Origin of the sequence: Peptoniphilus senegalensis JC140 (assembly GCF_000321025.1) — a bacterium.
In the GTDB taxonomy this organism is placed as follows: Bacteria; Bacillota; Clostridia; order Tissierellales; family Peptoniphilaceae; genus Peptoniphilus_A; species Peptoniphilus_A senegalensis.
This window is the reverse complement of record NZ_HE610717.1, coordinates 220,060-246,684: the sequence shown is the minus strand read 5'-3', so window position 1 is coordinate 246,684 and position 26,625 is coordinate 220,060. Positions and strand designations below refer to the sequence as shown.

General features: G+C 29.9%; 26 protein-coding genes. All 26 read right to left on the bottom strand.

Going from position 1 to position 26,625, the window contains the following annotated elements; all coding sequences use genetic code 11:
* Positions 1-4: 4 nt before the first annotated feature.
* A complete protein-coding gene (locus tag PTSHG_RS01270; protein WP_019107121.1) occupies positions 5-2,149 on the bottom strand; it encodes a RelA/SpoT family protein in 2,145 nt (714 codons plus the stop codon).
* A complete protein-coding gene (recJ, locus tag PTSHG_RS01265; protein ID WP_019107120.1) occupies positions 2,136-3,923 on the bottom strand; it encodes a single-stranded-DNA-specific exonuclease RecJ in 1,788 nt (595 codons plus the stop codon). The genes PTSHG_RS01270 and recJ overlap by 14 nt, the downstream gene beginning before the upstream one ends.
* A gap of 126 nt (positions 3,924-4,049) precedes the next feature.
* Positions 4,050-5,402 carry a thioether cross-link-forming SCIFF peptide maturase gene (gene scfB / locus PTSHG_RS01260; RefSeq protein ID WP_019107119.1) on the bottom strand — a complete coding sequence of 451 codons (1,353 nt, stop codon included), beginning with the start codon at positions 5,400-5,402 and terminating at the stop codon, positions 4,050-4,052.
* A 52-nt stretch (positions 5,403-5,454) separates the two neighbouring features.
* The gene (gene scfA, locus PTSHG_RS09030) at positions 5,455-5,601 is read right to left on the bottom strand and encodes a six-cysteine ranthipeptide SCIFF (protein ID WP_019107118.1); all 147 of its coding nucleotides are present in this window, start codon (positions 5,599-5,601) and stop codon (positions 5,455-5,457) included.
* Positions 5,602-5,609: 8 nt separating this feature from the next.
* Positions 5,610-5,909 carry a preprotein translocase subunit YajC gene (yajC, locus tag PTSHG_RS01250; RefSeq protein ID WP_019107117.1) on the bottom strand — a complete coding sequence of 100 codons (300 nt, stop codon included), beginning with the start codon at positions 5,907-5,909 and terminating at the stop codon, positions 5,610-5,612.
* A gap of 69 nt (positions 5,910-5,978) precedes the next feature.
* Positions 5,979-7,091, bottom strand: coding sequence for a tRNA guanosine(34) transglycosylase Tgt (tgt, locus tag PTSHG_RS01245; protein WP_019107116.1), 1,113 nt, complete (start codon positions 7,089-7,091; stop codon positions 5,979-5,981).
* Positions 7,092-7,096: 5 nt separating this feature from the next.
* On the bottom strand, positions 7,097-8,116 hold the full coding sequence (gene queA, locus PTSHG_RS01240) for a tRNA preQ1(34) S-adenosylmethionine ribosyltransferase-isomerase QueA (protein WP_019107115.1): 1,020 nt from the start codon (positions 8,114-8,116) through the stop codon (positions 7,097-7,099).
* 13 nt (positions 8,117-8,129) lie between these two features.
* Positions 8,130-9,248 (bottom strand): SpoIID/LytB domain-containing protein, encoded by a 1,119-nt coding sequence (locus tag PTSHG_RS01235; RefSeq protein WP_019107114.1) that lies wholly within the window; start codon positions 9,246-9,248, stop codon positions 8,130-8,132.
* Position 9,249: 1 nt separating this feature from the next.
* Positions 9,250-10,251, bottom strand: a complete 1,002-nt coding sequence (gene ruvB, locus PTSHG_RS01230) for a Holliday junction branch migration DNA helicase RuvB (protein WP_019107113.1) — start codon at positions 10,249-10,251, stop codon at positions 9,250-9,252.
* Between the two features lie 4 nt (positions 10,252-10,255).
* The gene (gene ruvA, locus PTSHG_RS01225; protein WP_019107112.1) at positions 10,256-10,840 is read right to left on the bottom strand and encodes a Holliday junction branch migration protein RuvA; all 585 of its coding nucleotides are present in this window, start codon (positions 10,838-10,840) and stop codon (positions 10,256-10,258) included.
* The gene (gene ruvC / locus PTSHG_RS01220) at positions 10,840-11,334 is read right to left on the bottom strand and encodes a crossover junction endodeoxyribonuclease RuvC (RefSeq protein WP_019107111.1); all 495 of its coding nucleotides are present in this window, start codon (positions 11,332-11,334) and stop codon (positions 10,840-10,842) included. The genes ruvA and ruvC overlap by 1 nt, the downstream gene beginning before the upstream one ends.
* A gap of 38 nt (positions 11,335-11,372) precedes the next feature.
* Complete coding sequence (locus tag PTSHG_RS01215) at positions 11,373-12,134, bottom strand: hypothetical protein (RefSeq protein ID WP_019107110.1); 762 nt, start codon at positions 12,132-12,134, stop codon at positions 11,373-11,375.
* 81 nt (positions 12,135-12,215) lie between these two features.
* Positions 12,216-13,211, bottom strand: coding sequence for an aspartate--ammonia ligase (asnA, locus tag PTSHG_RS01210; protein WP_019107109.1), 996 nt, complete (start codon positions 13,209-13,211; stop codon positions 12,216-12,218).
* A gap of 57 nt (positions 13,212-13,268) precedes the next feature.
* Complete coding sequence (locus PTSHG_RS01205; protein WP_026088812.1) at positions 13,269-13,919, bottom strand: zinc dependent phospholipase C family protein; 651 nt, start codon at positions 13,917-13,919, stop codon at positions 13,269-13,271.
* A gap of 64 nt (positions 13,920-13,983) precedes the next feature.
* The gene (locus PTSHG_RS01200) at positions 13,984-15,618 is read right to left on the bottom strand and encodes a glycosyl hydrolase family 18 protein (RefSeq protein ID WP_019107107.1); all 1,635 of its coding nucleotides are present in this window, start codon (positions 15,616-15,618) and stop codon (positions 13,984-13,986) included.
* 69 nt (positions 15,619-15,687) lie between these two features.
* The gene (rplS, locus tag PTSHG_RS01195; RefSeq protein WP_019107106.1) at positions 15,688-16,035 is read right to left on the bottom strand and encodes a 50S ribosomal protein L19; all 348 of its coding nucleotides are present in this window, start codon (positions 16,033-16,035) and stop codon (positions 15,688-15,690) included.
* A complete protein-coding gene (trmD, locus tag PTSHG_RS01190; RefSeq protein ID WP_019107105.1) occupies positions 16,022-16,765 on the bottom strand; it encodes a tRNA (guanosine(37)-N1)-methyltransferase TrmD in 744 nt (247 codons plus the stop codon). Before trmD ends, rplS begins: the two co-directional genes overlap by 14 nt.
* On the bottom strand, positions 16,762-17,265 hold the full coding sequence (gene rimM / locus PTSHG_RS01185) for a ribosome maturation factor RimM (RefSeq protein ID WP_019107104.1): 504 nt from the start codon (positions 17,263-17,265) through the stop codon (positions 16,762-16,764). Before rimM ends, trmD begins: the two co-directional genes overlap by 4 nt.
* Positions 17,252-17,485, bottom strand: coding sequence for a KH domain-containing protein (locus PTSHG_RS01180; RefSeq protein ID WP_019107103.1), 234 nt, complete (start codon positions 17,483-17,485; stop codon positions 17,252-17,254). The genes rimM and PTSHG_RS01180 overlap by 14 nt, the downstream gene beginning before the upstream one ends.
* A gap of 21 nt (positions 17,486-17,506) precedes the next feature.
* The gene (gene rpsP, locus PTSHG_RS01175; RefSeq protein ID WP_019107102.1) at positions 17,507-17,806 is read right to left on the bottom strand and encodes a 30S ribosomal protein S16; all 300 of its coding nucleotides are present in this window, start codon (positions 17,804-17,806) and stop codon (positions 17,507-17,509) included.
* A gap of 49 nt (positions 17,807-17,855) precedes the next feature.
* Positions 17,856-19,193 (bottom strand): signal recognition particle protein, encoded by a 1,338-nt coding sequence (gene ffh, locus PTSHG_RS01170; RefSeq protein ID WP_019107101.1) that lies wholly within the window; start codon positions 19,191-19,193, stop codon positions 17,856-17,858.
* An 85-nt stretch (positions 19,194-19,278) separates the two neighbouring features.
* Positions 19,279-19,557, bottom strand: coding sequence for a YlxM family DNA-binding protein (gene ylxM / locus PTSHG_RS01165; protein WP_019107100.1), 279 nt, complete (start codon positions 19,555-19,557; stop codon positions 19,279-19,281).
* Between the two features lie 231 nt (positions 19,558-19,788).
* Complete coding sequence (gene ftsY, locus PTSHG_RS01160) at positions 19,789-21,345, bottom strand: signal recognition particle-docking protein FtsY (RefSeq protein WP_019107099.1); 1,557 nt, start codon at positions 21,343-21,345, stop codon at positions 19,789-19,791.
* A 9-nt stretch (positions 21,346-21,354) separates the two neighbouring features.
* Complete coding sequence (gene smc / locus PTSHG_RS01155) at positions 21,355-24,876, bottom strand: chromosome segregation protein SMC (protein ID WP_019107098.1); 3,522 nt, start codon at positions 24,874-24,876, stop codon at positions 21,355-21,357.
* Positions 24,877-24,880: 4 nt separating this feature from the next.
* On the bottom strand, positions 24,881-25,930 hold the full coding sequence (locus PTSHG_RS01150; RefSeq protein ID WP_019107097.1) for an elongator complex protein 3: 1,050 nt from the start codon (positions 25,928-25,930) through the stop codon (positions 24,881-24,883).
* Entirely contained in the window at positions 25,912-26,619 is a 708-nt protein-coding gene (rnc, locus tag PTSHG_RS01145) for a ribonuclease III (RefSeq protein WP_019107096.1), read from the bottom strand. The genes PTSHG_RS01150 and rnc overlap by 19 nt, the downstream gene beginning before the upstream one ends.
* Between the last annotated feature and the right edge of the window lie 6 nt (positions 26,620-26,625).

Here is a 26,625-nt window from a genome sequence, read left to right as displayed (position 1 = left end):
TTTATCACGCCTTTACCCTATATACTTCAAGAACATTGTTTATTCTTTTTAATTTTTCCATCAATCGTTCAAGCTCTTCACTATCAGTTATTTCAACCGTAATGTCAATAACTGCATCCCCATTTTTTATAACTTTTGCATTTAGATAAGAAATACTTAGTTTGGATTCATTTACTCTATTAGCTATATCTCCTATTACATTTGGCTTATCAAAGGCTCTAATTTCAATTGATGCACTGTAACTTGTTGCATTGCTATTTTCCCACTTAACTTCAACAAGCCTAGCTTGTTCCACATTATTTTGCATATTCTTGCAATCTTTTCTGTGAACTGATATACCCCTGCCGATTGTGATATAGCCTACAATGTCATCTCCAGGTACTGGTGTACAACATTTTGCAATTCTTACATTTACCCCATCTACACCCTTAACTTCAATACCTTGGTTGTTATATCTATTCTTTGATTTTACAATTTCTTCTACATCTTTTTCATCTTTCTTGTAGAATTTGTTGTAAATATCACATAGTTTTGCTGTAACTTGTGCTGTTGTAATAGTTCCAAAACCCACAGCAGCATACATTTCATCCAAATTTAGCATATTTAACTTTTGTCTAACTTCCTCTAGCCAATCGTCGCGCAAAATTTTGTGAACTTCGTAACCTTGTTTCTTTACTTCTCTTTCGATGGCATCTCTTCCTCTTTCAATATTTTTTTCTTTATCCTTAACTTTAAAATATTGAGAGATTTTTTTCCTAGCTTGAGGACTTTTTACAATCTTTAACCAATCTAAGGATGGACTTGTGTTTGGATTCGTAATGACATCAACTATATTGCCACTTTGAAGAGTATAATTAAGTGGAACAATTCTTCCATTAACCTTAGCACCCACACAAGTGTTACCTACCTGTGAGTGAATTCTATAGGCAAAGTCAATTGGCGTTGAGCCTTCAGGTAAATTTATAACATCGCCTCTTGGAGTGAATACGAATACTTCATCAGCAAAGAAGTCAATCTTTAGAGTATCCATAAAGTCTCCTGGATCGTTTAAGTCTTTTTGCCATTCAAGGAGTTGTCTTAGCCAAGTTAAATTTTCATCAAAAGCTGTTTCCTTTGATACACCTGCCTTATATTTCCAATGGGCAGCAATACCATATTCAGCAGTTTGGTGCATTTCATAAGTTCTTATTTGAACTTCAAATGTCTCTCCATTGTTGTCAATTACTGTTGTGTGAAGCGATTGATACTTGTTAGGCTTAGGCATTGCTATATAATCTTTAAATCTGCCTGGAATCGGTTTAAAAAGCGTATGGACAACTCCAAGAGCACCATAACAATCCTTAACAGAATGCGTCAAAATTCTTACAGCAGATAAATCATATATTTCATCAAAGACTTTCCCTTTTTTCTTCATTTTTTTATAAATTGAATAAAAGTTCTTAGGTCTTCCTTTAATTTCACATTCAATACCAACTTTTTCAAGATTATCTTCAAGAAGTGAAATAATATGATTTATAAGATCTTCTCTTTCATTTCTTCTCTTATTTACCATCTCAACAAGTTCATAATAACCATTTTCATCTAAGTATCTAAGAGACAAATCTTCAAGCTCCCACTTTATTCTGCTCATACCAAGTCTGTCAGCGATTGGAGCATAAATCTCAACAGTTTCTGTTGCCTTTTCTATTTTTTTAGCATCAGTCATATATTCAAGAGTTCTCATGTTGTGAAGTCTATCTGCTAGTTTTACAATAATAACTCTAATATCTTGAGCCATTGCAAGTACCATTTTTCTAATATTTTCAGCTTGCTTTTCTTCTTTATTTTTATAATTTAATTTTTTTAACTTAGTAACACCATCAACTAAATCTGCAATTTCTTGACCAAATTCATTTTTAACATCTTCAAATGTCACATCAGTATCTTCAACAACATCGTGTAAAAGTCCTGCCACAATAGTTGATGTATCCATATTCATATCTGCAAGTATCAAACTTACATTCAAGGGATGGATTATATAATCTTCCCCAGAATTTCTTTTTTGTCCTCTATGATGTTCTTCAGCCATTTTATAGGCACGATTAATCATTTCAAAATCTGCATTTTCGTTATAGGATTTTACTTTTTGAATTAATTCATCTATTAACATTATTTTCACCTGAAACTCTATAGTTTTTAATTTTTAATTGAATATTGACATTACCATTAAATTTATTTAATTCTAAATTAAAAACTATATCTATAAAAATATTTGATGGTCTACCTTGAAGTAGGGCCAACACTTCTTCCCTTCCATAAAATTTTGCAAGATTATTTAAAAACACTTGCGAATCTTCAAATAAAGTTGCTGTATAATTTATATTTTCTTGAGATAATGACATTTTTATAAAATTTTTATTTTTTCCCAAGATATTTAATGATTTAATTTTTAAATTTTTAGCACCAAATTTTGGTGCAGAATTACCATTGCCAAAGGGCGCAAGATTATCTATATTTTTAACTAAATTCATGCTAATATATTTTAGCATTAAATTTCCATCTATATAAACCTTCCTGACTAAGTCATCACTATTTAAACTTTCTTTTTCATCAACATCTCTTATGAAATTATCCAAATTATCAAGACTTAGTGAGAGTCCGCAGGCCATCTTATGCCCACCAAAGGCAGTTAAGTATTCCTTTGATTTAGAAAATTCCTTAAACATATCATATTCTTCTATACTTCTTCCAGAACCCTTGATTAAATCCTTTGAATTTGATAAAACAACTGTTGGTCTATAATATTTTTCCTTGATTTTTCCAGCCACAATTCCAAGAATTGATTCGTTAAGATTTTCTTCGTAAACTATAAGTAGCTTATGCTTATCCAAAAGTCCCTCACTGGTTATTTTTTTATCAATGATTTCAAAAGCCTTATTTGTGAGTTCTTGTCTTTCATAATTAAGTTCTCTAAGTCTTTTTGCTTTATCAAGTGCAGTGTCATAGTCCTTCTCTAATAACAACTCTAATGAATCTTTTGCCGATTCAAGCCTGCCACTAGAATTAATAGTAGGTCCTATAATAAATCCAATATGATAGACATCAAGCTCATTTTTCTTTATATTCGAAGCTTCAATTAGTGCATTTAGTCCCACATTATTAGTGTTTCTTAAATATTTTAGTCCTTCTGATACAATAATTCTATTTTCATTTTTAAGTGGCATTACATCGCAAACAGTAGCTATTGCTGCAAAAGGCAAAAATTTTTCAAAAAATTCTTCTTTATCAACACCCTTAATTAAAAATAGATATTCAATTAATTTAAGGGCAACAACTGCGCCGCAAATATCAATAAAAGGATATGAGCAAGCCTTTTGTTTAGGGTCAATAACAGCATTAGCTTCTGGTATTACTTCTTTTTCTTCTTCACTTTCAACTATTTTTGGAACTTCGTGATGGTCTGTTATAACTATATCTATTCCCTTTGACCTTGCATAACTTACAACATCACTTGCAGCTATTCCATTGTCGCAAGTGATAATTAGACTTATTTTGTCCTCAACGGCTCTATCTATTAGATTGTTATTAATTCCATAGCCATCTTCTACCCTATGAGGAATATCGTAAGATATATTTGCACCAATCCTTTTTAGACCTGAATATAAGATATAAGTAGAAGTTACACCATCAACATCATAGTCGCCAATAATCCTAATGGCATTCTTCTTTGAGATATGACTTAGAATTAAATTAGAGGCTTTTACCATGTCCTTCAAAAGTATAGGCGAATTTAAGTTTGAAAGTTTGGGTTCAAGAAAACTTTTTATTTCTTCTTCAGTATTAATTTCTCTATTAATTAAAATTTTGTATATAACATTATTAATGCCCAATTTTTGGTAATCAATACCTGGGTCACTCTTATTTTTAATAAACCATCTTTCCATATAATCACCACTTTTTATATAGATTTAATTATATCAAAAGTTGCCATTAAGATACAACTATTATGCCTATAGTATTAACTCATGTAAACAAAAAAGAACCCCTAAGGGTTCAATTTAGGTATAAAATTATTCTTCATTTGCAAGAACTGATATAGCACATTCAATTCTCTTCTTTTCCATCGCACAGCCAACTTTGTAAGGTTTACTTATGTCCTTGTTGCTGTAATAAGCATTGGCATGACATCCGCCTGAGCAATAATATCTTGCCCAACAAGATGGACAATCTTCGTTAGTGTAGACGTTTGAATTTTTAAATGTATCTCTCAAGTCTTTATTAATTATGCCGTCATCAACATTTCCAAGCAAGAATTCTTCTTCGCCAACAAATTGATGGCATGGATAAATTTCTCCCTGGGGTGTAATTGCTACATATTCTGAGCCTGCTCCACAGCCAACTGTTCTCTTAACAATACAAGGTCCTTGAGACAAGTCAATTTTAAAGTGGAAGAAAGAAAAGTCTTTATCCTTTTTTCTTATGTCGATATAATCTTTGCTCATATTTTCGTATTCACTTAAAATTTTATCTAAATGCTCTTCTCTTATTGCATAGCTTTCTTTTTCGTCAGTTACAACTGGTTCAATAGAAGTCTTTTTAAAACCATGAGAGTAAAAGTCCTTTAAATCTTCAGAAAAATCTAAGTTTTCATTTGTAAAAGTCCCTCGGATAAAGTAGTCCTTGTCGCCTCTCTTGTCAATAAGCTCTTTAAATTTTGGTACTATGACATCATAAGAGCCCTTGCCATTTATTGTTGGACGCATCTCATCGTTTATTTCTTTCCTTCCATCGATTGAAAGAACAACATTGTCCATGTTTTCGTTAATAAAATCTTCAATTTCTTTATTTAAAAGCATACCATTTGTTGTAATTGTAAATCTAAAGTGCTTGCCGTATTTCTTTTCTTCTTCTCTTCCATAGGCAACAAGTTTTTTTACAATATCAAAATTCATTAGTGGTTCGCCACCGAAAAAGTCAACTTCAAGATTTCTTCTATTTCCAGAATTTTTTAAAAGAAAATCTAGTGCCTTTTTACCTGTTTCAAAGTACATTAAACTTCTGTCGCCCTTAAAGTCGCCTTGGGAAGCAAAACAATATTTACATCTCAAATTACAATCATGAGCTACATGAAGACAAAGAGCTTTAACTACATTTTCTGGATTAAATTTTGGAAGTTTAAAATGTTCGTCTTCTGAAAATAATAAGCCATCTTTTGTTAAATAATCTATTTCTTCATAAGCTTCTAAAGCATCTTCTTTATTATAAAGCTTTGAAAATTTATTTATTATTTCTTCTTTTGACAACTTTTCATAATCTTCTATCATTTCATATACAATTTTTTCAACAACATGAACTGATCCGCTGGCAATATCAAGTACAATATATTTGTCGTTTAAATAAAATTTGTGAATTCTTTCTACCATCTTTACTCCTTTACTTATCCTTTAACAAAATAAAAGCAAGGTTTCCCTTGCCTTAGTTTTCAGAATTTTCGCATTTTTGATTTCCAACTGTACAGCTAGTTTTGCAAGCTGATTGACAAGATGTTTGACATTCGCCACAGCCGCCTTTTTCATAAGTTTTCTTAAGATTTTTCTTTGTAAGTGTTTTAATATGTTTCATAGTGTCTCCTATTCTTCTTCAGTATCTTTAAGGTCTGTATTCTTTTTATAAGTACCGTTAATTCCCCACTTCATTATTTCAATTTTTGTATTGTCTGATGAAGTTTCGATAACTAAGTAATCTTCCTTTACTAGAACAACTTTGCCAATTATTCCACCGATTGTTATTATTTTATCGCCCACTTTTAGATTTTCACGCATAGCATTTATTTCATTTGCTTTTTTCTTTTGTGGTCTTATCATTAAGAAATAAAAAAGAACAAACATTATTATTAAAGGAATAAAATTTAACATTGCGTTTTGAGTCATTATTAACCCCCTTCTTTAATATTATTGATAGTTATATTATACATTTAATTGCATAACATAACAAGAATATTATTTGTAGCCATACTTTTTATAAAAATCATTTTTATATTCTAAGAAATAATCTCCCTTAATGGACTCTCTTATATTTTTCATCATATCTAACAAGAAATATAAATTGTGTATTGTAGCAAGTCTCATACCAAGTATTTCATCCACATTAAACAAGTGTCTGATATAAGCTTTAGAGAAATTTCTACAAGTATAGCAATCACATTCTTCGTCAAGAGGTGTAAAATCCTCTTTATAGACAGCATTTTTTATTGCCATCCTTCCTTTGTGAGTTAGAACTGTCCCATTTCTTGCAATTCTCGTTGGAAGAACACAATCTGCCATGTCAACTCCTCTTTCCACAGCTTCAAATAAATAATCAGGACTGCCTACTCCCATTAAATATCTAGGTTTGTTTTCCGGCATAAAATCTGTTGTAAAATCTAAAATATCATTCATAAGATCAAGAGGTTCCCCTACTGATAAACCTCCTATCGAATAGCCTTTGAAGTCCATATCAATCATTTCTTTTGCAGAAATTTCTCTCAAATCTTTATACATACCACCTTGAATAATTCCAAAAAGAGTTTGACTATCTATATTCTTGTGATGCTTTTTACATCTTTCTGCCCATCTAAGAGTTCTTCTCATGGAATTGTCAATATATTCATGACTTGCAGGATAAGGCGCACATTCATCAAATGCCATTATAATATCTGAGCCAAGAGAATTTTGTATATCAATAGATTTTTCTGGAGATATAAACATTTTTCTTCCATCTATATGACTTCTAAAGTGGACACCTTCTTCAGTGATTTTTCTATTATCTGAGAGAGAGAAAACTTGAAATCCACCTGAATCTGTAAGAATGGGTTTGTCCCAATTCATAAATTTGTGAAGTCCTCCAGCCTTCTCTATAATATCAGTACCAGGTCTCAAAAATAAATGATAGGTATTTGATAAAATAATTTGTGAGCCAATTTTTTTTAACTCATCTGGAGTCATTGTCTTTACTGTTGCTCTTGTTCCAACTGGCATAAATATAGGTGTCTCTATTTCTCCATGATTTGTTGTAATTTTGCCAAGTCTAGCCTTTGAATCCTTTGCAGTTTTTAACAGTTCAAATTTAAACATAAAACCTACCTTATAAACATTGCATCTCCAAAGCTGAAAAATCTATATCTTTCTTTGACAGCTTCCTTGTATGCATTTAAAATTATTTCTCTACTTGAAAGAGAAGATACTAACATTAAAAGTGTTGATTCAGGTAAGTGAAAATTTGTTATAAGCGCATCAATGCATTTAAACTTATAAGGCGGATATATAAATATATTTGTAAATCCACTTTTTTCACAAACTCTTCCATTTTCATCAGCAATAGATTCAACAGTTCTTACACTTGTTGTACCAACAGCAATTACTCTATTTCCTCTATCTTTTGCTGCGTTTATTTTATCTGCAACTTCCTTATTCATAATATAAAATTCAGAGTGCATTTCGTGTTCATCAATATTTTCAACTTTAACTGGTCTAAAAGTTCCTAAACCTACATGTAGTGTGATATAACAAATTTCTACGCCCTTTTCTTTAACCTTTTGCAAAAGTTCTTTTGTAAAGTGTAGACCAGCAGTTGGCGCAGCAGCAGAACCCTCTTCTCTTGCATATACAGTTTGATATCTATTTTTATCTTCTAATTTTTCAGTTATATATGGTGGAAGTGGCATTTCTCCAAGTTCATCAAGGATTTCTTCAAAAATCCCATTGTACTCGAATTTTAAAAACCTTGAGCCATCATCTGAAATATCTGTAACTTCAGCTGACAATTTATCACTAAAAATTATTTTAGTGCCTATTTTTGCTTTTTTACCTGGCTTAGACAAACACTCCCATGTATCGCCCTTGTGATTTAAAAGAAGAAATTCAATTTTTTCTTCTTTGTCTTCCCTATGACCATATATTCTTGCAGGCATTACCTTAGTGTCATTTAATACTAGCACATCTCCCTTGCTAAGATAATCAATTATATCATAAAAATGTTTATGCTCCATTACTCCAGTCTCTTTATCTAGTACAAGAAGCCTTGAGTGATCTCTTTTTTCTGTTGGGTGTTGTGCTATTAATTCCTTTGGTAAGTCATAATAAAAATCTTTTGTCTTCATTTTTGCCTTTCTATTATTTTATTTTTTCTATATTTGTTCCTGGAAAATAAAAATCAATAATATCTTTATAAGTATTTCCCTTTTTTGCCATTTCCACAGCACCATATTGACTCATACCAACACCATGTCCATAGCCTTTTCCACTTATAATTACATTTCCATTTTCACAATTTATATCAAATAAAGTGGATTTTATAAGAGTGTTGCCTATCTTACTGCGAAAATCTTTAGCAAGAATGGTTCTATCGCCTTTAGAAGTATTAAATATAATATTGTTTACTCTATTTGAATTATTAAGTTCTAATTTTGCTCCATATACATCTGTTAAATTTAGTTTCTTTAAATCTCCAGACTTTAATGTATATTGCCAAGGATGAGTTGAGTATGGATCTTCTTTTGAAATCAAATAAGGAATAGAATTTCCGCCCCAAGCCTCAGCTGAAGATACTGTATATCCCCCTGAAGAGGCGCAGAAAATTGTCTCAGCAACTTTCCCATCATACTTTATAACTTCTCCTAAAGTAGATTCTACGGCTGTATCCGTTGACTTTTCTTCAACATCTTTTCCAAAGTAAACTTGAGACCTAGTTGTATCATCCAAGTTATATCCTTTTTTTATAAATTTGTTGTAATTATTTATTGCAAAAGACCTTGAACATAAAGCTTGTGCTTTTAATGACTCCATTGGAAATTCTGGACTCATTTCTTTTGGGAGCACACCTTTTAAATAATCATCTATTTCTACGTTATTTACAATATCAAGTTTTCCGTCATTAACCCTAAAAGAAATTGAACCCCTATAATTTCTTTTTATTTTATCAACATAAATCGGCGAAGTTGAGCTAACTAAAAATGCACCATCTTGTGGGAAATTTGCTAATTTAAAGTTGTTCCCCTTTACAAAAATTTTTTCTCCATCAAACATTACGTCGATTTCTTTATTATTAGTGTCATTAACAACTTGATCATCAGAAGTAGTAATTTTTAAATTACTCTTTGATTTTAACTTTAAGTTTTCCTTTGCATTCAAAGATTTCCCTACTTTGATGTCTATCTTATCGTAGTTCTCTTTTGCAAATATATTAATTGGCAGTAAGATTAAAAATATAGCTAATAATAAAAATTTTTTCATTTCAATCTCCTTTAAATTCTATTCCGAAATGGTCATAAGCTCTTTTAGTAGCAACTCTTCCTCTTGGAGTTCTCATAATAAACCCTATTTGCATTAAATAAGGTTCATATACATCTTCTACTGTAACCTTATCTTCCCCAATAGCAGCAGAAATTGCATCAATTCCTACAGGACGTCCATAAAATTTTTCAATCATAGTAAGAATAATTCTTCTATCTATACTATCAAGTCCGTATTTATCAATTTCTAAGAGGTTGAGCCCCTTAATTGCAACTTTTGTTGTGATTACCCCTTCTTCTTTAACTTCAGCGTAATCTCTAACTCTCTTTAAGAGTCTATTTGCTATTCTAGGTGTACCACGAGACCTCTTAGCAATTTCCCTTGCTCCCTCTTCTTCTATGGGAATATTTAAAATTTTTGCCGACCTCATAATTATTTCAACTAAGGACTTTGTGTCATATAAATCAAGTTTTAACATAACACCAAATCTATCTCTAAGAGGAGATGTAAGCATACCCGCCCTTGTAGTAGCTCCAATTAATGTAAAGGGTGCCAAATCAAGTCTAATTGACCTTGCAGAAGGCCCTTTTCCTATTATAATATCAAGAGCGTGGTCTTCCATAGCAGGATATAGTATTTCCTCAACAGATTTATTTAATCTGTGAATCTCATCTATGAATAAAACATCATCATTATTCAAATTAGTTAAAATACTTGCTAAATCGCCTTGCTTTTCTATTGCAGGACCCGATGTGACTTTTAAGTTCACACCCATTTCATTTGCAATAATACCAGCAAGGGTAGTTTTCCCAAGACCAGGTGGTCCACTGAGTAAAGTATGGTCAAGTGGCTCAGAACGATTTTTAGCAGCTTCAATAAAAATTTTTAAATTATCCACCACTTTATCTTGACCTATATATTCACTTAACCACTTTGGTCTAAGGCTAATTTCCTTTGTATCGCCATCAATAAAGGCTGGCTCAACTAATCTATCTTTATCCATTATATCAACCCATCAATTTCAATGCTTCCTTGATTCTTTCTGAAATATCTAGTGAAGAATCAACTTTTTCCAATGATTTTTTTGCATCATATATATTATAACCTAATGAGATAAGTGCCTCAACTGCTGGATCATCATTTTCTTCAAATAATGGACTTTCTTCAGTAGTAAAGTCTAAATTCAAATTTAATTTTTCTACTTTATCCTTTAACTCAAGAATAATTCTTTGTGCAGTTTTTTTGCCAACACCTGGTAATTTTGTCAGTGACTTTTCATCCTTAGATATGATGTATTTTGCTATATTTGAAACATCATCCCCATCTAAAATTCCCATTGCAAGCTTTGGACCAATCCCCGAAACTATAGTCAAAAGGTCAAAAGCTTTTCTAGTTTCACTATCTTTGAATCCGTATAAAACTACAGCATCTTCTCTGAGAATTAATCTAATATTAATAAAAACTTCTTCATTTTTGTAAAAAGTGTGTAGTTCTCTTGAAATCATATTTATTATGTAACCGATACCATTTATTTCAAGAATCAAATTTTCATTTTCAATTGAGTGAACTTTTCCCTTTAAAAATTCTATCATTACATCATCCTAAAACTTTCTTTAAATTTAATTGAACTCCCATGAGTTATTGCAATAGCAAGAGCATCTGCTACATCATCAGGTTTAGGAATTTCTTTTAAATTTAAAATCATTTTAACCATTTCTTGAACCTGAGATTTTGTCGCTCTTCCATACCCAACTAGAGCTTGTTTAACTTGCAGGGGCGTATATTCATAAAGACCTGCTCCACTATTTTTTGCAGATAAAACTTCAACTCCACGAGCCTCTGCAACAGTAATTGCAGTTTTAACATTTTTATTGAAAAATAACTCTTCAAAAGCAATATCAACTGGCTTATACTTTTCTATTAGTTCATTCATTTCGCTGTAAATTGCATTTAATCTTTCTGGCAAAGGAACTTTTGCCATTGTAGTAATCGCACCGTATTCTAAAACCTTATAAGAATTTCCTTTTAATTCTAAAAAACCATAGCCAACAATTGCAATTCCAGGGTCAATTCCCATTATTACCAAATAATCACCACTTTAAAAAGGATAGCTTAAAACTATCCTTACTTGTATCTCTTCAAAACTCTATCATTAACTCCATCCCAAAATCCATTTCTAAAAATTCTAAATCCATCTATGTATAGAAATTTAAAAATCTTATTGTTAAGAGTCTCAATTTCATGTTCTGTCAAATAGGAATCAACTTCCTTAATTTTAACATCATCATCTTCACTTTTAAAAATCAATTGCAAATCAAGATGCTCGTTAATGCTATTTATTTTTTCGTTAAGTAATCTTTTTCTGACATCTGAAAGTGTACTTTTTATAAAAATCCTAATTTGCCTATCTTTTCTAATATTTTTAAAAATTGATTTTTTAAAATATAAAACTTCTTCATTTTTAAATTCATATTGAAAAAGTTTCTTTCTGTTGTAAAGTTCATCAATTGTTAAATACTTTAATGTTATAATTTCAAGCAGGTTAATATGCTTCTTTGAATTAAAACCAAGCCTATAACCTTCCAAATATAAATAAAGCTCCAATCTATTGATGTCATCGTGAATTAGGCTAGAAAGGTTTCGTGCAATAAGTTCAATTCCTTCCTTTTGCCTATAAATTTTTATAATATCTTTTCTCAAATTTTCAAGAGTTACATACCTTGGATATATATTTTCAATTGACTCATAGACATTGTATAAGTTGAGTAAAATATTTATGCTATCCAAGTCTCCCTTAAATAAGAAATTTGCAATTAGGTATTTTTTTATATCTTTAAAGGCAGGGCTTTTAAAATTTTCCTGATTTAATTTTTGTGCCAAATCCATAAAAAAATCCTCCGGTTTCGTATAAAAATATTATACTATATCTGCCGAAGGATTTGTATCCAATTTGTAAATTTCTTTAAATTATAATAATTTTATTTTATTTTCTCTACAATAATTTAATGACTTTTCGTCCCAAACTCCAACTTGTACTTCCCCAATATGACTCTTTTCTAAAAAGAACATACAAATTCTTGATTGGCCTATTCCTCCACCAATTGTATAAGGAAGCCTTGCACTTAAAACATCTTGATGATACGGAAGCTTGAATCTATCTGTTGTGTCTGTTAGTTCACATTGACTTTTTAGAGACTCTTCGTCAACACGAATTCCCATGCTTGACACTTCTAAGGAGTTACCCAAAACATCATCCCAGAATAAAATATCTCCATTTAAACTCCAATCGTCATAGTCAGGACTCCTGTGGTCATGTGGTTCGCCAGAATTTAAATTTGCCCCAATTCCCATTATGAAAACAGCACCCTTGTCTTTACAAATTAATTTTTCCCTCTCTTTAGGCGTTTTACCTGGGTACATGTCTTCAAGTTCTTGTGATGTTATAAAGAAAATTTCATCCGGTAATTTTTGTGAAAGAATGTAAGGATATGTTTGGTTGATGTACTCTTCAGTTCTCTTAAAGACAGAAAAAATTTCTTTAACAGTTAAGAAAAGATACTCCTTATTTCTATCACTCTTATCAATAATTTTTTCCCAATCCCATTGGTCAACATAAGAAGAATGAATTTCATCAAGTTCCTCTTCAGCTCTTATTGCATTCATATCTGCATAAATTCCTTCATATTTGTTGAAATTATAATCTTTTAGAGCATTTCTCTTCCACTTTGCAAGTGATTGTACGATTTCTACATTTATTCCATATTGTCTTAAATCAAAGTCTACTGCCTTTTCTCCATTTAAGTTGTCGTTAAGTCCCGTTTCAGGTCTTACAAAAAGAGGTGCAGAAACTCTTTGTAAATTTAAAGTATTAGCCAAGTCTCTCTGAAAATAATCTTTAACTGACTTTATTGCAATTTGTGTTTCTCTTAGGTCTAGCTTAGTAGCATTAGAATTGTTTCTCATCTTTTCCTCCATAATTTTAAAAATTCTTCCACCCCAAAGGCGAAAGAATTCTAATTCTTATATAAATTGTATATCAAATTCTCCATTGTAATCTAGTATTGATTCAATAACTAGGAGAGAGATATTTGTTGATAAATTTAAGGCAAAATTCAAATCATTATCAAAACTATGATTTGAATTTTTATACTCTTTAATGACATCTATTAAATAATTTTTCACTTTTTTTTCAAGTTTTATATCGGAATTTTCAAAAAACTTTATCTTATCGCAACAAATAACGCTTTTGTAATTCTCTTCTATATACTTATTTTCCCTTGCATATAATGCTAAATCCTGTTCATACCTAACATGTTTTCTTAAGTTTTCTACGAATGTCATTCTATAAGCATGAGGATAACACATAAAATCACATAAATAGTGCATAATTATGCCAAGTTTTTTACTTATATAATTAATAAATAATTTGCTTTCATTACCTTCAGAGTAAGAATACCTAGAAAAATAAATAAGTTTACTTATTTCTCTAGCTATAAAATCTCCTGACTCATCAAAGTAATGTCTCTTCATCTTATAATAAGGAAGTACATCAGGTGCAATAGAGCCCCAAAGCATTTTTTCTAAATTCAGATTAACATTATACTTTTCTTTTACTCTATCGTGAACAATTTTAGCCACAATTTTATGTGTATCTGGTAAAATCTTAAACACATCCTAATAAAATTATAATTTAATACTCTTTAATTTTATACTCAATATTTGGAAATGTCAATTTTTAGTTTGTCTTATCTAATTCTTTTGAAATTACATCCCAAATATTTTGAGTTTCAAATCCAAGTCTCCAACTTCCCACACCTGCAAGATTGTATTTATTCACTAAAGATACTTTTTTCTCTAAAGAATTTGCATCTTCAATCCATATTTTATAAGTTGAACCATTTTCTTCATACTGAACATAATTTTGTTGTGAATCTTTGTCCCAGCTTGGATTTAATCCCTTAGATGCAATAATATTTGCAACTTCATTCATAGATATTGTCTTTGAAGTAACTTTTCCATTTGACTCTTTCCAAAGTCTTGTATAAAGCGGAACTCCTAAAATCATCTTTCTATTTGGTACATTTCTAAATAAAACATTGATACTTCCTTCAACCCATTTATATTGGGCAACAGATCCAGCTTCATCAGATGAACCCCAGTGTTGGTCATAAGCCATAACAACAATATAGTCAGAAACTTCTGCTAAAGCTTTTCTATCATAAGGTTCCTTAGTTACATCTGAAGAAATTTGCGGTGTGACATCTACAGTAATTATAAAGTCATCGCCTGCTTTTTCTCTAAATTCATTTACAAATGCTGTTATATTATCCCTGTCTTCTATTTTTGTATGCTCGAAATCTATATTTATACCTTTCATATTATACTTTTTGCAAAGTTCTAATGTTTTATCAATGACTTTTTTGCGAGTATTTTCATTTGACAAAGCTTCATGAGTTATATCTGGATTAAAAGAGTTGTCTAGGTAAGCCCAAACATCTACACCAAGTTCATTATATTTTTTTATATAATTTAGGTTTCCCCTATCTATCATATCTCCATTACCATTTCTTATGGAAAACCATGTAGGGATAATTATATCAAGACCATTTATGTCTTTTATTTGGTTCACTTTCTCATCAGAATATTCCGCATAAGTATAGTCCCAGGTTAAATTAATTGGGCTATCTGAAATATTTTTCCTTGAACTAGCTAAATTTACCTTTTCAAAATTGTCATCCACATTTTCTTTTAAGACATAACCTGCATATCCCTCAGGCATTCTAACTTTGTAGAATTTACTTTTTTCGCCATATATATATAACTTTTCGCCTTCTGGTAATTTCTTTATAATAGGGCTTCTTTTTGAGCTATCTTCCCTTAAAAATACTTCTTTAGTGGTTTTACTTAAGTCATATTCTTTGTCCCTATAGTCTAGAAGTAAAAGTCTAATGTCTTTATTATATCTAAGACTAACATCGTAATCATAAATAAAAGCCTCAATTGGAAGCATAATTTTTCCATTTTTTTCAATAACAGGGGCTCTTAAATCAATTGTTCCACTGTTGAATTTTGCTTCGTACTCATTTAACTTTAAAATTTTATTTGCGTGTTCATTTTGAATTTTTACTTTTTCTGTTGACTTATCATATTCAATGCTTTCATCAAGATACTTTTTTATATAGTCAAAAGATAAGTAAATCATTCCATCCTCTATAGAAAAGTCATCTTTGTCAATGTCTTTATCTTCTGTTATAAAGTTAAATTTATCGTATTTAGTTGAAATTTTAGTCGTTCCTCTATTTTCAACAAATAAAAATGCACCTGCTGCCAAAAAAATAATTAGAAAAATTCCTAAAAAAATCTTTTTCATATATTTCACCTCTCATAATTTATTTGCTCAAAATAAAAGATACTAAAAATAGGACATAAAGTCCCACTCTTAGTAATTAGTCTTTTCTTTAACTTTTGCAGCTTTACCTTGTCTATCTCTAAGATAGTAAAGTTTAGCACGTCTAACACTACCTTTTCTTGTAACAACAAGATCAGCAATTCTTGGTGAGTTAAGAAGGAAAGTTCTTTCAACTCCAATACCATAAGAAATTCTTCTTACTGTGAAAGTTTTTCTTGAGCTTTTTCCTTGAATCTTTATAACAGTTCCATCAAAAACTTGGATTCTTTGTCTTTCTCCTTCAATAATTTTATAGTGAACACTAACATTGTCCCCAACATTAAATTTAGGTAGATTTTCATTTAATTGTTCATCTTCAATAGCTTTAATATAATCCATTGTCTTTACCTCCTTCCAGTAAATCTTTCAAAATATCTTTTTCTTCTTCATTTAAAATTTTATTTTTTAATAAATCTGGCCTTTTCTGTAAAGTATTTTTAAGAGATTCTCTAAGTCTATATTTTCTAATTTTTTCATGGTCTCCACTTAAAAGTATATCAGGAACTTCAAGTCCTCTAAATTCTTTTGGGCGAGTGTACTGTGGATGTTCTAAAAGTCCATTATAGTGTGATTCGTCTTTAAAAGACTCATCACTTGCAAGAACACCATCTATTAGTCTTGCTACGCCATCTATAATTACCATAGATGCCAACTCTCCACCAGTTAAAACATAGTCGCCGATAGAAATTTCTTCATCTACATAATTTTCAATGACTCTATTGTCAATACCTTCGTAATGACCATTTAAAAGTATTATGTGTTCTTCTTTTTTTAGCTCTTTTAGTTTATCCTGACTTAAAACCTTGCCTTGTGGGGACATATAATAAACTTTAGAGTTTTCTTTTTTTACAGATTCTATTGCCTCTACTATTGGCTTTATCTGCATTAGCATACCTGGTCCACCGCCATAGGGATAATCGTCAACTTGAAGATATTTGTTGATTGCAAAATCTCTTATATCTACAGTTTCAAGTTCTAATTTTCCTTCGCCGATAGCCCTTCCAACAATAGAAAAATCTCTAATATGATTTATGAATTCGGGAAATAAAGTTAATACACTTATTTTCACAAAATCATTCCTTCTATTAATTTGATAGTTATTATAGAATCTATTTTTTTAATAAATTCTTTAACTGCAGGTATTTGATAAATACTTTTGTCATCACTTTCAATAATAAAAATATCATTAGCGGGATATTCCAACACATTTTTTAAAATTCCAATATAATTATCTTCAGTATCATATACTTTTTTTCCAATTATATCAGAAATATAGTATTGGTCTTCCTCTAAATCTAGTCTATCCTCATCTTTAATATAAATTTCAAGTCCCTTTAAGTTTAGAACATCATTTATATCCTCAAACCCTTCAAAGGTAATGTAAACAAAATTGTTTACTCGAACTTTCTTTATTAAAAATTCTTTTAAATCATTACCAACATAGACACTTTTTAATTTTGAAAATCTTTTATTGTCAAAAGTATAAGGTTCAACCTTAAGTTCGCCTTTAATACCATGAGTATTTATAATTTTACCAATGCATGTAATTGAATCTTTAATATTCTTCAATTTCCAAATTAACCTTTACATCTTTTTTTAGTGAAACAGCTTTTAAAATTGCTCTTATTGCTTTAGCAATTCTGCCTTGTTTGCCAATAACTTTTCCCATATCATTTGATGCAACTTTTAAAGTAATATCAATTGAATCGTCATTCTCAGTCATTGTCACATCAACTGAAGAAGGATCGTCAACTAAAGATTTAGCAATATATTCAATTAATTCAACCATTTTGGTCCTCCAAACATACTGTTATTCAGTAGCTTCTGATTCACTTGCTTCTGCTGTATTATTTGAGTTTTTATCAGCATCATATACTGAGTTTTCTCTGAAAAGTCTATCAACTGTATCAGTAGGCTTTGCGCCATTCTTAATCCAATTGTTAGCTTTTTCTGAATCTACAACAACTTTCTTAGGAGTTGTAAGTGGGTTATAATAACCAATCTCCTCGATGAATTTTCCATCTCTAGGACTTCTAGAGTCTGCTACAACTATTCTATAAAAGGGTTTTTTCTTAGCACCCATTCTTCTAAGTCTAATTTTAACTGCCAAATTATTCACCTCCACAATAAAATTTATATATTAAAATATATAAGCTACATTAAAAGGAAAAAGGTAATTTAAACTTTCTTTTTCCCATATTTTTGGACATGTTTCCAAATTGTTTCATCATCTTTCTCATGTCCTTAAACTGTTTTATAAGTTTATTTACATCCGCTGGACTTGTTCCAGAACCCTTTGCAATTCTCTTCCTTCTGGAAGAATCTATTATTTCAGGCTTTTGTCTTTCTTTTTTTGTCATTGAAAGAATCATAGCTTCAACTTTTGCAAATTCATTATCAGGTAAATTAATTCCTTTTAGAGCCTTACTGTTTATGCCAGGAATCATTCCAATAATATCTTCAAGTGGCCCCATATTTTTCATCTGTTGCATTTGATCTAAGAAATCTTCAAAAGTAAAAGTTGACTTTCTAAGTTTCTCTTCAAGCTCTTTTGCTTTTTTATCATCAACAGCTGATTGTGCTTTTTCAATTAAGGAGAGCACATCTCCCATTCCAAGTATTCTTGAAGCCATTCTGTCTGGGTGAAAAACTTCAATGTTTTCCATCTTTTCACCAGATGCTATGAATTTAATAGGAACATCAGTAACTGACCTAATAGATAGAGCAGCACCACCTCTTGCATCGCCATCAAGCTTAGTAAGAATTACACCAGTTAGCTTTAGCATATCGTCAAAAGTATCAGCAACATTTACTGCATCTTGACCAGTCATTGCATCAAGTACAAGAAGAACTTCAGAAGGATCTAGTGCCTCATGAATATCTTGAAGCTCCTTCATAAGTTTTTCATCAATGTGAAGTCTACCAGCTGTATCAATAATCACTACATCATTTCCATTTTTCTTGGCGTGCTCAAGAGCCGCCTTAGAAATATCAACTGGAGAAATTTTATCCCCCATAGTGAAGACTGGAGTGTCAACTTGTTCTCCAACAACTTGAAGTTGTTTAATGGCTGCTGGTCTATAAACATCACAAGCAACTAGAAGAGGTCTCTTTCCATCTTTTTTTAATCTTTTGGCAAGCTTACCACTTGTAGTAGTTTTACCTGCACCTTGAAGACCACACATCATAATAACAGTTGGTTTCTTAGAAAAGTCAATCTTAACTTCACTTGTTCCCATTAAACTTGTGAGCTCTTCATTTACAATTTTAATAACTTGTTGGCCTGGAGTAAGAGATTCTAAAACTTCTTTTCCTAAAGCTCTTTCTTTTACTGTCTTTACAAAGCTTTTTACAACTTTAAAGTTAACATCAGCTTCAAGAAGTGCAAGTTTTACTTCACGCATAGCAGCGTCAATGTCTTTTTCGGATAATTTACCTTTGCCTGTTAATTTTTGCAAAGTGTTTTGCAATTTGTCGGATAAACTTTCGAATACCAAAAATTCACCTCCTAGTCAAAAAGTATCTTTTTAAGTTCTTTAATTTTCAAATTCTCTTGATTTAAAGATTCTTTTTCAATACTTTCTAAAATAGTTTCAATTTTTTTCTTTTTATTTCTCTATTCTCTTCTTCTTTTTTGCTATTTTTTATTAATTCAAGTTTTTTTTCAAAGTCTTCTAAATTATTTTCTGCTCTTTTTAAATTGTCAAATACTGCCTGCTTTGAAATGCTAAGTTCAGAAGATATCTCATTAATTGTGCAATCATAGACATAATACATATAGGCTGCCTTATTTTGCTTTTCAGAGAGAAGATTTCCATAAAAATCAAGTAAGCTGTTCATCCTAAAAAATTTTTCATTCATTTTACCACCATTTTTCTAGCGAGGTCAACCTTTTTACTTGACCTTTATTATTGTAGCTAATACTTACCTTTATGTCAACAATTTTTTTGTTTTTTATTTTTGAATTTACAATAGATTGTATCAATTTAAAAATGTTTTTTTCTTATTTTATTAATGTTTCCAAAATTATTTGTTTTCTAAAAATTTTTCAATAAAAAAAGTAGGATCTCTCCTACTTTAAATCTAAAAATTTTATCCAAATATTGTTTCTAAGAATGTATCAATATTAAAATCTTGAAGGTCATTTATTCCTTCTCCAACACCAATGAGTTTAATCGGAATTCCAAGCTCAGATTGAAGAGCAATTACAACTCCACCCTTTGCAGTTCCATCAAGTTTTGTAAGTGCAATTGCAGATATATCTGTAACTTCTTTAAATGTTTTGGCTTGATTAATTGCATTTTGACCAGTTGTTGAGTCAAGGACTAATAAGTTCTCACGATTTGCTTCAGGATACTTATTAGCGATTATTCTATTTATTTTTTCAAGTTCCTTCATAAGATTTGATTTGTTATGAAGTCTTCCTGCAGTATCAACAATTAGCACATCAGTCTTTCTAGCCTTTGTTGCTTCAATTGCGTCAAAGACAACTGAGGCCGGATCAGAACCTTCGTCATGACTAATAACATCAACATCGGCTCTATTTCCCCACTCTTTTAATTGGTCAATTGCCGCTGCCCTAAAAGTATCTGCAGCACAAACTAAAACAGATTTGCCTTCTCTTTTAAATCTAGAAGAAAGTTTTCCAATAGTTGTAGTTTTTCCAACTCCATTTACTCCAACAACTAAAATAATTACTGGAGGTTCAGAATTAATTTTTGAATTTAATTCTGGATTCATTAATTTTTTTGCTTCTTCCATTAAAAGAGGTTTAACTTCTTTTGGGTCATTTATTTTTTCTCTTATAATAGTTTCACGCAAATTGTCAATTAATTTCATTGTTGTTTCCATACCAACGTCAGCTGAGATTAAAATATCTTCAAGATCTTCAAGCATCTCGTCGTCAATTTTTACGTAAGCACCTAAGACAGTATTTATTTTTATTCCAACTTCTTTTCTAGTTTTATCAAGACCTTCCTTTAGTCTTTGGAAAAGAGAAGTTTTTTTTGGTTCCTCTTTAACTTCATATTTTTCTTTTGTTTCTGTCGCATCTTTGATTATATTACTATCTTGAAAAGCTTTATTTGTCTCTTTTATTTCTTCTAGATTTTCTACTTCTTCCTTTGATAGTTCTCTACTTTCTGAAACTTCTTCAAGTTTTTCATGAATTTCTTCTATCTCTTCTTGCTTTTCTTCTTCAGATATATTTTCATCAGTCTTATTTTCTATTGCCTTTTCAATTACTTCACTATCTTGGAATGCTTTATTTGTATCTTTTATTTCTTCTGGAGTTCCTACTTCTTTCTTTGATAGTTCTCTACTTTCTGAAACTTCTTCAAGTTTTTCATGAATTTCTTCTATCTCTTCTTGCTTTTCTTCTTCAGATATATTTTCATCAGTCTTATTTTCTATTGCCTTTTCAATTACTTTACTATCTTGGAATGCTTTATTTGTATCCTTTATTTCTTCCGAAGTTTCTGCTTCTTCTTCCTTTGATAATTCTCCTTCTTCTGAAACTTCTTCAAGTTTTTCATAGATTTCTTCTATCTCTTCTTGCTTTTCTTCTTCAGATATATTTTCCTCTACTAATTCTTCTAAATTTTCATTTTCATCTTTTTTCTTAAATTTATCCTTTAACCATTCAAACATAATTTTCTCCTAATCTTTTAATTTTACAGAATATAATTTACTAATTCCCTTCTCTTCCATTGTAACACCATACATAGTCTTTGCAATCTCCATTGTAAGTTTTCTATGTGTAATAATTATAAACTGAATTCCTTCCAAAGTTAAAAGGTAATCGGCATATCTCTTTATATTGGCATCGTCAAGGGCAGCATCAATTTCATCTAGAATACAAAAAGATGCAGGTCTATATTTTAATAGTGCAAATAAAAGTGCCACTGCAGTAAGTGACCTTTCTCCACCTGAAAGTAGAGATAGCGACTGAAGTCTTTTTCCTGGAGGGGACGCCTTTATTTCTATACCAGAATTTAGCACGTCTCCTTCAATTCCTATTTCTGCTCGGCCTCCATTAAATAATATTTTAAAAATTTCTGCAAAATTTGTAGAAATTTCGTCCATGGCTTCATTAAATATTTTTTTCATTTCAAAATCTAATTTATTTAAAATAGACTTTATTTCTTCCTTAGAATTTATTAAATCATCCCTCTGTGAACTATAAAAATCCAATCTCTCTTTGATAAGTTTGTATTCTTCAATAGATGAAATATTAACTTCGCCATAGTCCCTTACTTTTTTCTTTAATCTTTTAATTGAGATTTCTTTTATATCCCCAAGATTATCGTCAATATAATCATGAAAATCTTCAATATTATACTCTTCATTTAATCTAAGTGCTTCATTTAAAATTTTATTTTTGTTCATTTCAATTTTTAAAGTGAGTTTTTCTAATTCAGAATTTATAATTAGAGATTTTTCTTTAAATTCACTTAAAGTATCTTTGTTGCTCAAATATACTTTATTCTTCTCTTCCAAAAGCTCTTTGGAATTATTTATAGAAGTCTTTAAACTTTCAATTTTTAATTTTAATTCTTCTAATTGTATTTTATTTTCATCGTTTAAATTTATTTTTTGACTAATATTTAAACTCGTATCTTCTAAATAAACTTTATTGTTTTTTAGCTTTTCTTCTATATTAGAGATTTCAGCTATTATTCTCTCTTTTTCTCTATTATTGTATAGAAGTTTTTCTCGGTTTTCCCTTTCAAGTAGCTGAATTTCTATTTTTTCGCCCTTCAAGCTTTCAATTTCTTTAGATAAATTAATTAATCTTTCACCACTGTCAACTTCTTCCATTAAAGCTTCTAGGATTTTATTTTTATTTTCAATTTCCAAATTGTTTTTATCTAAATTTAAAATGTCCGTTTTTATATTCTCTTCTAACTCTGCTCTTTCTTTTTCATATTTATTTAGATAATTTGTGTTCAAATCTTTGTCATTTTTATTTTTGTATATGTTCTTTTCGAGTTCGGATACTTTTAAGCTATAGGCGTTTTGTTTTTCTTGAAAATCTTTAGCAAAAATATTCAAATTGAAAATTTCTCTTTCAACTTTATCTTTATCTTTATGGATTTTTTTTATTTCAGAATTAATTTCACTAGCTTTGGTTTGCAACTCACTAATTTCATTTTTTCGCAAGATAAAACTGCTATTATAGTTATTTAAACTTCCACCAGTTATAGCACCAGATGGATTAAATACCTCTCCTTTTAGTGTAACTACCTTTAATTTGTGTTTTTTTGAAATATGACTTGCGTTTTTAAAATTATCAGCAATAATAACTCTTCCTAATAAATTATAAAAAATACCATTAAAAACACTGTCAAATTTAATCAAATCACAAGCTAAACCAATGATTCCTTCTTCTGATGTATTTATTATTGCTCTACTACCATTTACTCTATCAAGGGGTAAAAAGGTTGCCCTTCCCATATTATTTTTCTCTAAAATCTTTAACATTTCAGATGTATCTTTTGTAGAAGACACTATGATATTTTGTGCCATAGAACCCAAAGCTACAGAAATTGCCTTTTCATATTTTTTTTCTACTAAAAATTTCTCAGCAACTGGTCCATAAAGCGAATCTCTAAAAACATTATTATTCAAAGAAAAATTCATGAAAGACTTTACCGTTCTATTATATCCTTCATAGTTTGATTCCATATTTTCAAGAATTCTTAATCTTGCCAACATTTCATTGTGAGAATTATTCTTTATAGTCAAATTATTTTCAAGGTTTTTATTTTCTTCATTGAGTTCTATAATTTTTTCCTTAGTTTTATTAAATTCCACTTCTTTATTTTTAATTAAATTTTTTAATTTAATTAATTCCTTAGAATCTTTATCAAGAATCCTTTCAAATTCAACTTCATTTGTTTTTAAACTTTCTATGTTCTTTTCTAAATTTTTTCTTCTATTATTTTTTTCTTCTATAATATCTTTTAAAGTATCATTTTTAAATTTGATGTTTTCTAACTCATTTTTTATTTTGTTTTTGTTTTCAAAATTTAAGTTTCCTATTTCTTCTAAGCTTTTAAATTCAGATTCTAATTTTTCAATAATCTTGTTTTTATCATCTAGTTTCTTTATTACCTCTTCTTTAGAGTTTTTTAAAACTTCCTCTTCCTCTTTTAAGTCTTCTAAATTCTTATTAAAAGAGATAATACTTTCATTTAATGACTTATTTTCATTATCAATTCTCTCAGAATCCTTTTTTAGTGAATTTATTTTTTCGCTTTGAAGATTCATGTTTAAGTTAAGCTTGTCAAAATCATCTTTTTTAATGTTCAAGCTTTCATTATCAATATTAATTTTTTCCGAAATTTTTGAAATTTCACTTTCTAGTAAACCTAATTCCCCAAATAAATTGTTTTTTTCTAAAGAAATATTTTCAAAATCTCTCTTTAAATTTTCTGCACTTTCTTCTAATTTTTTGATTTCTTCTTCTCTATTTTTTATATCTTTGCATGAAAAATTAATGTCATTTATCTTTAAAATTTCAAAGTCCTTTAAGTAAGCCTCAGCTTTTTCAGATTGAGTTCTTAAATTTTCTTCTTGAAGAACAATTTCTGATAGAATATCTTCAATTCTAACTAAATTCTCCTCAGTCTTCAAAAGTTTATTAGTAGATTGAACTTTTTTATATTTATATTTAGAAATTCCAGCAGCTTCTTCAAAAATATTTCTCCTGTCTTCTGGTTTAGAGCTAAGTATTGACTCAATCTTGCCTTGACCAATAACAGAATACCCATCCTTACCTATCCCTGTATCCATGAAAAGTTCTTTAATATCTTTTAATCTGCACTTTTTATTATTTATAAGAAATTCACTTTCAAGAGACCTATACATTCTTCTAGTTACAGAAATCTCATTGTAAGGAAGGTTTAAAGATTTATCGCTATTGTCAAATACAATCGTAACTTCAGCTAGTCCAAGAGGCCTTTTAGTATCTGTACCTGAAAAAATTACATCTTCCATTTTATTTCCACGAAGATTTTTTACAGAAGTTTCTCCAAGAACCCAAGTAATAGCATCTGTAATGTTACTCTTTCCACTTCCATTTGGTCCAACAATGGCATTAGTAGTCTTATCTAATTCAATTTTTGTTCTGTTAGCAAAGGACTTAAAGCCTTGCATTGTAACTGATTTTAAAAACATCTACTCACCTATAATAATCTCTTATATCAATAATTTCTCGGAATTTTCCTCTTATTTCAAGTTCAAAGTTATCTAAATTTTTTTCTCTCAAATTTATTTTTGATATTCCAAGTTTTTTTATCATTTCACTTTTATTTTTTGCCCTTTGTCCACTAATGTTAGAAATATTTTTGCCATTAGCAAAAATTAAAATCTCTTCACTAATATTTTTTGATTTCCCAAAATAGTTTAAGAGTCCTGCTTTAAAATAATAGGCTTCTACTAACTGTCTGTAAGCAGGATGAAAGGCTCCAGCCACAACATCACCATTATAATTTATATTTTCAGTTGGCTGAAGACCAACTCTAATTACGTTAATATTGTTCTTATAATAAACATTAAGTAAATCGGCTACATACTTAATGGAAGTTTCTAAATCTAAGGCATTATAACTTCCATCCTTTAGATTTTTATAAAGAGCAGTTTCTTTAATTACAAGAGTTGGATAAATTCTAACACAATATGGTTCAAGTTTTACAAATTCTCTAGCTGTATAGAGAGATTTTTTCAAAGAATCTCCTGGAAGCCCCACCATTTGTTGTAACCCCAGTAAAAATCCATAATCCTTAATTAATTTTGAGGATTCATAGACACACTTTGCATCATGTCCTCTATTGGATAACCTTAAAACTTCAAAATCAAGACTTTGAACTCCAAGTTCTATAATATCTACACCATACTTTTTTAAATTGATTAAAATTTCAGCATCAATTGCATCAGGTCTAGTAGAAAGCCTAATAAAATCTACAAGTCCATTTCTCTTATATTTATATGCTACTTTTAAAAATTCACTTTGCTTATCAATTGGTATTGCAGTGAAACTTCCCCCATAAAAAGCAACTTCAACATTGTCTTTTCTTTTAAAATAAGAAAGATATTCCAAAATAGTATTTTCAACATCACTATTTGAAATATCTGTAGACATTCCCGTAATTTTTCTTTGATTGCAAAATACACAATCGTTAGGACAGCCATAGTGAGGAATAAAGATTGGAATTATATTTCTCTTTGACATTTTCCTCTCCTTTCAAAGGCATACCTTGCAGCTTCTTGTTGAGACTCTTTTTTTGTCTTTCCTTTACCTCTTCCAACTAAAACTTCGTCTAAAAATAACTCCGTATAAAAAGTTTTATCATTATCTGGTCCTTCTTCTCTTACAAGTTTGTATTCAGCTTTTTTACCAGATTTTTGAACTTCTTCTTGAAGTTTAGTTTTAAAATCTATATTAAAAAGTTTGTAGCTATCTTCTTCTAAAAAATCTTGAAATAAATTCAAAACTATTCTCTTAGCATTATCAAAATTTGAGTCTAAGTAAATAGCACCTATTAATGCTTCTAATGCATCAGCTGAAGTGGACTCTCTCGTCCTTCCACCGTTTTTTATCTCGCCTTTACCAAATTCTATTGCATTACCAAGACTTAGCTTTTTTGAAATGTAAAATAAAACTTTTTCATTTACTGATTCAGCTCTCATTTTAGTGAGCGATCCCTCTAAATCTTTTGGAAAATTTTTATAAAAATATTCCCCTATTACAAGACCTAGAACTGCATCTCCTAAGTATTCAAGTCTCTCATTACTCTCATAGGATTTCATATTATTTTCATTTACATAAGAACTGTGAGTCAAGGCTTTCTTCAAAAGTTTAATATCTTTAAAAGTATAATTTAATTTTTTTTCAAGAACTTTTAGATTTAACTTGGACATAAAATT

Bases quoted from the DNA above. Each gene is read 5' to 3' on its own strand.
- PTSHG_RS01270 (WP_019107121.1), bottom strand. From the start codon at position 2,149: ATGTTAATAGATGAATTAATTCAAAAAGTAAAATCCTATAACGAAAAT.
- recJ (WP_019107120.1), bottom strand. From the start codon at position 3,923: ATGGAAAGATGGTTTATTAAAAATAAGAGTGACCCAGGTATTGATTAC.
- scfB (WP_019107119.1), bottom strand. From the start codon at position 5,402: ATGGTAGAAAGAATTCACAAATTTTATTTAAACGACAAATATATTGTA.
- scfA (WP_019107118.1), bottom strand. From the start codon at position 5,601: ATGAAACATATTAAAACACTTACAAAGAAAAATCTTAAGAAAACTTAT.
- yajC (WP_019107117.1), bottom strand. From the start codon at position 5,909: ATGACTCAAAACGCAATGTTAAATTTTATTCCTTTAATAATAATGTTT.
- tgt (WP_019107116.1), bottom strand. From the start codon at position 7,091: ATGTTTAAATTTGAACTGTTAAAAACTGCAAAGGATTCAAAGGCTAGA.
- queA (WP_019107115.1), bottom strand. From the start codon at position 8,116: ATGAAGACAAAAGATTTTTATTATGACTTACCAAAGGAATTAATAGCA.
- PTSHG_RS01235 (WP_019107114.1), bottom strand. From the start codon at position 9,248: ATGAAAAAATTTTTATTATTAGCTATATTTTTAATCTTACTGCCAATT.
- ruvB (WP_019107113.1), bottom strand. From the start codon at position 10,251: ATGGATAAAGATAGATTAGTTGAGCCAGCCTTTATTGATGGCGATACA.
- ruvA (WP_019107112.1), bottom strand. From the start codon at position 10,840: ATGATAGAATTTTTAAAGGGAAAAGTTCACTCAATTGAAAATGAAAAT.
- PTSHG_RS01215 (WP_019107110.1), bottom strand. From the start codon at position 12,134: ATGGATTTGGCACAAAAATTAAATCAGGAAAATTTTAAAAGCCCTGCC.
- asnA (WP_019107109.1), bottom strand. From the start codon at position 13,211: ATGAGAAACAATTCTAATGCTACTAAGCTAGACCTAAGAGAAACACAA.
- PTSHG_RS01200 (WP_019107107.1), bottom strand. From the start codon at position 15,618: ATGAAAAAGATTTTTTTAGGAATTTTTCTAATTATTTTTTTGGCAGCA.
- rplS (WP_019107106.1), bottom strand. From the start codon at position 16,035: ATGGATTATATTAAAGCTATTGAAGATGAACAATTAAATGAAAATCTA.
- PTSHG_RS01180 (WP_019107103.1), bottom strand. From the start codon at position 17,485: ATGGTTGAATTAATTGAATATATTGCTAAATCTTTAGTTGACGATCCT.
- ylxM (WP_019107100.1), bottom strand. From the start codon at position 19,557: ATGAATGAAAAATTTTTTAGGATGAACAGCTTACTTGATTTTTATGGA.
- ftsY (WP_019107099.1), bottom strand. From the start codon at position 21,345: ATGTTTGAATGGTTAAAGGATAAATTTAAGAAAAAAGATGAAAATGAA.
- smc (WP_019107098.1), bottom strand. From the start codon at position 24,876: ATGTTTTTAAAATCAGTTACAATGCAAGGCTTTAAGTCCTTTGCTAAC.
- PTSHG_RS01150 (WP_019107097.1), bottom strand. From the start codon at position 25,930: ATGTCAAAGAGAAATATAATTCCAATCTTTATTCCTCACTATGGCTGT.
- rnc (WP_019107096.1), bottom strand. From the start codon at position 26,619: ATGTCCAAGTTAAATCTAAAAGTTCTTGAAAAAAAATTAAATTATACT.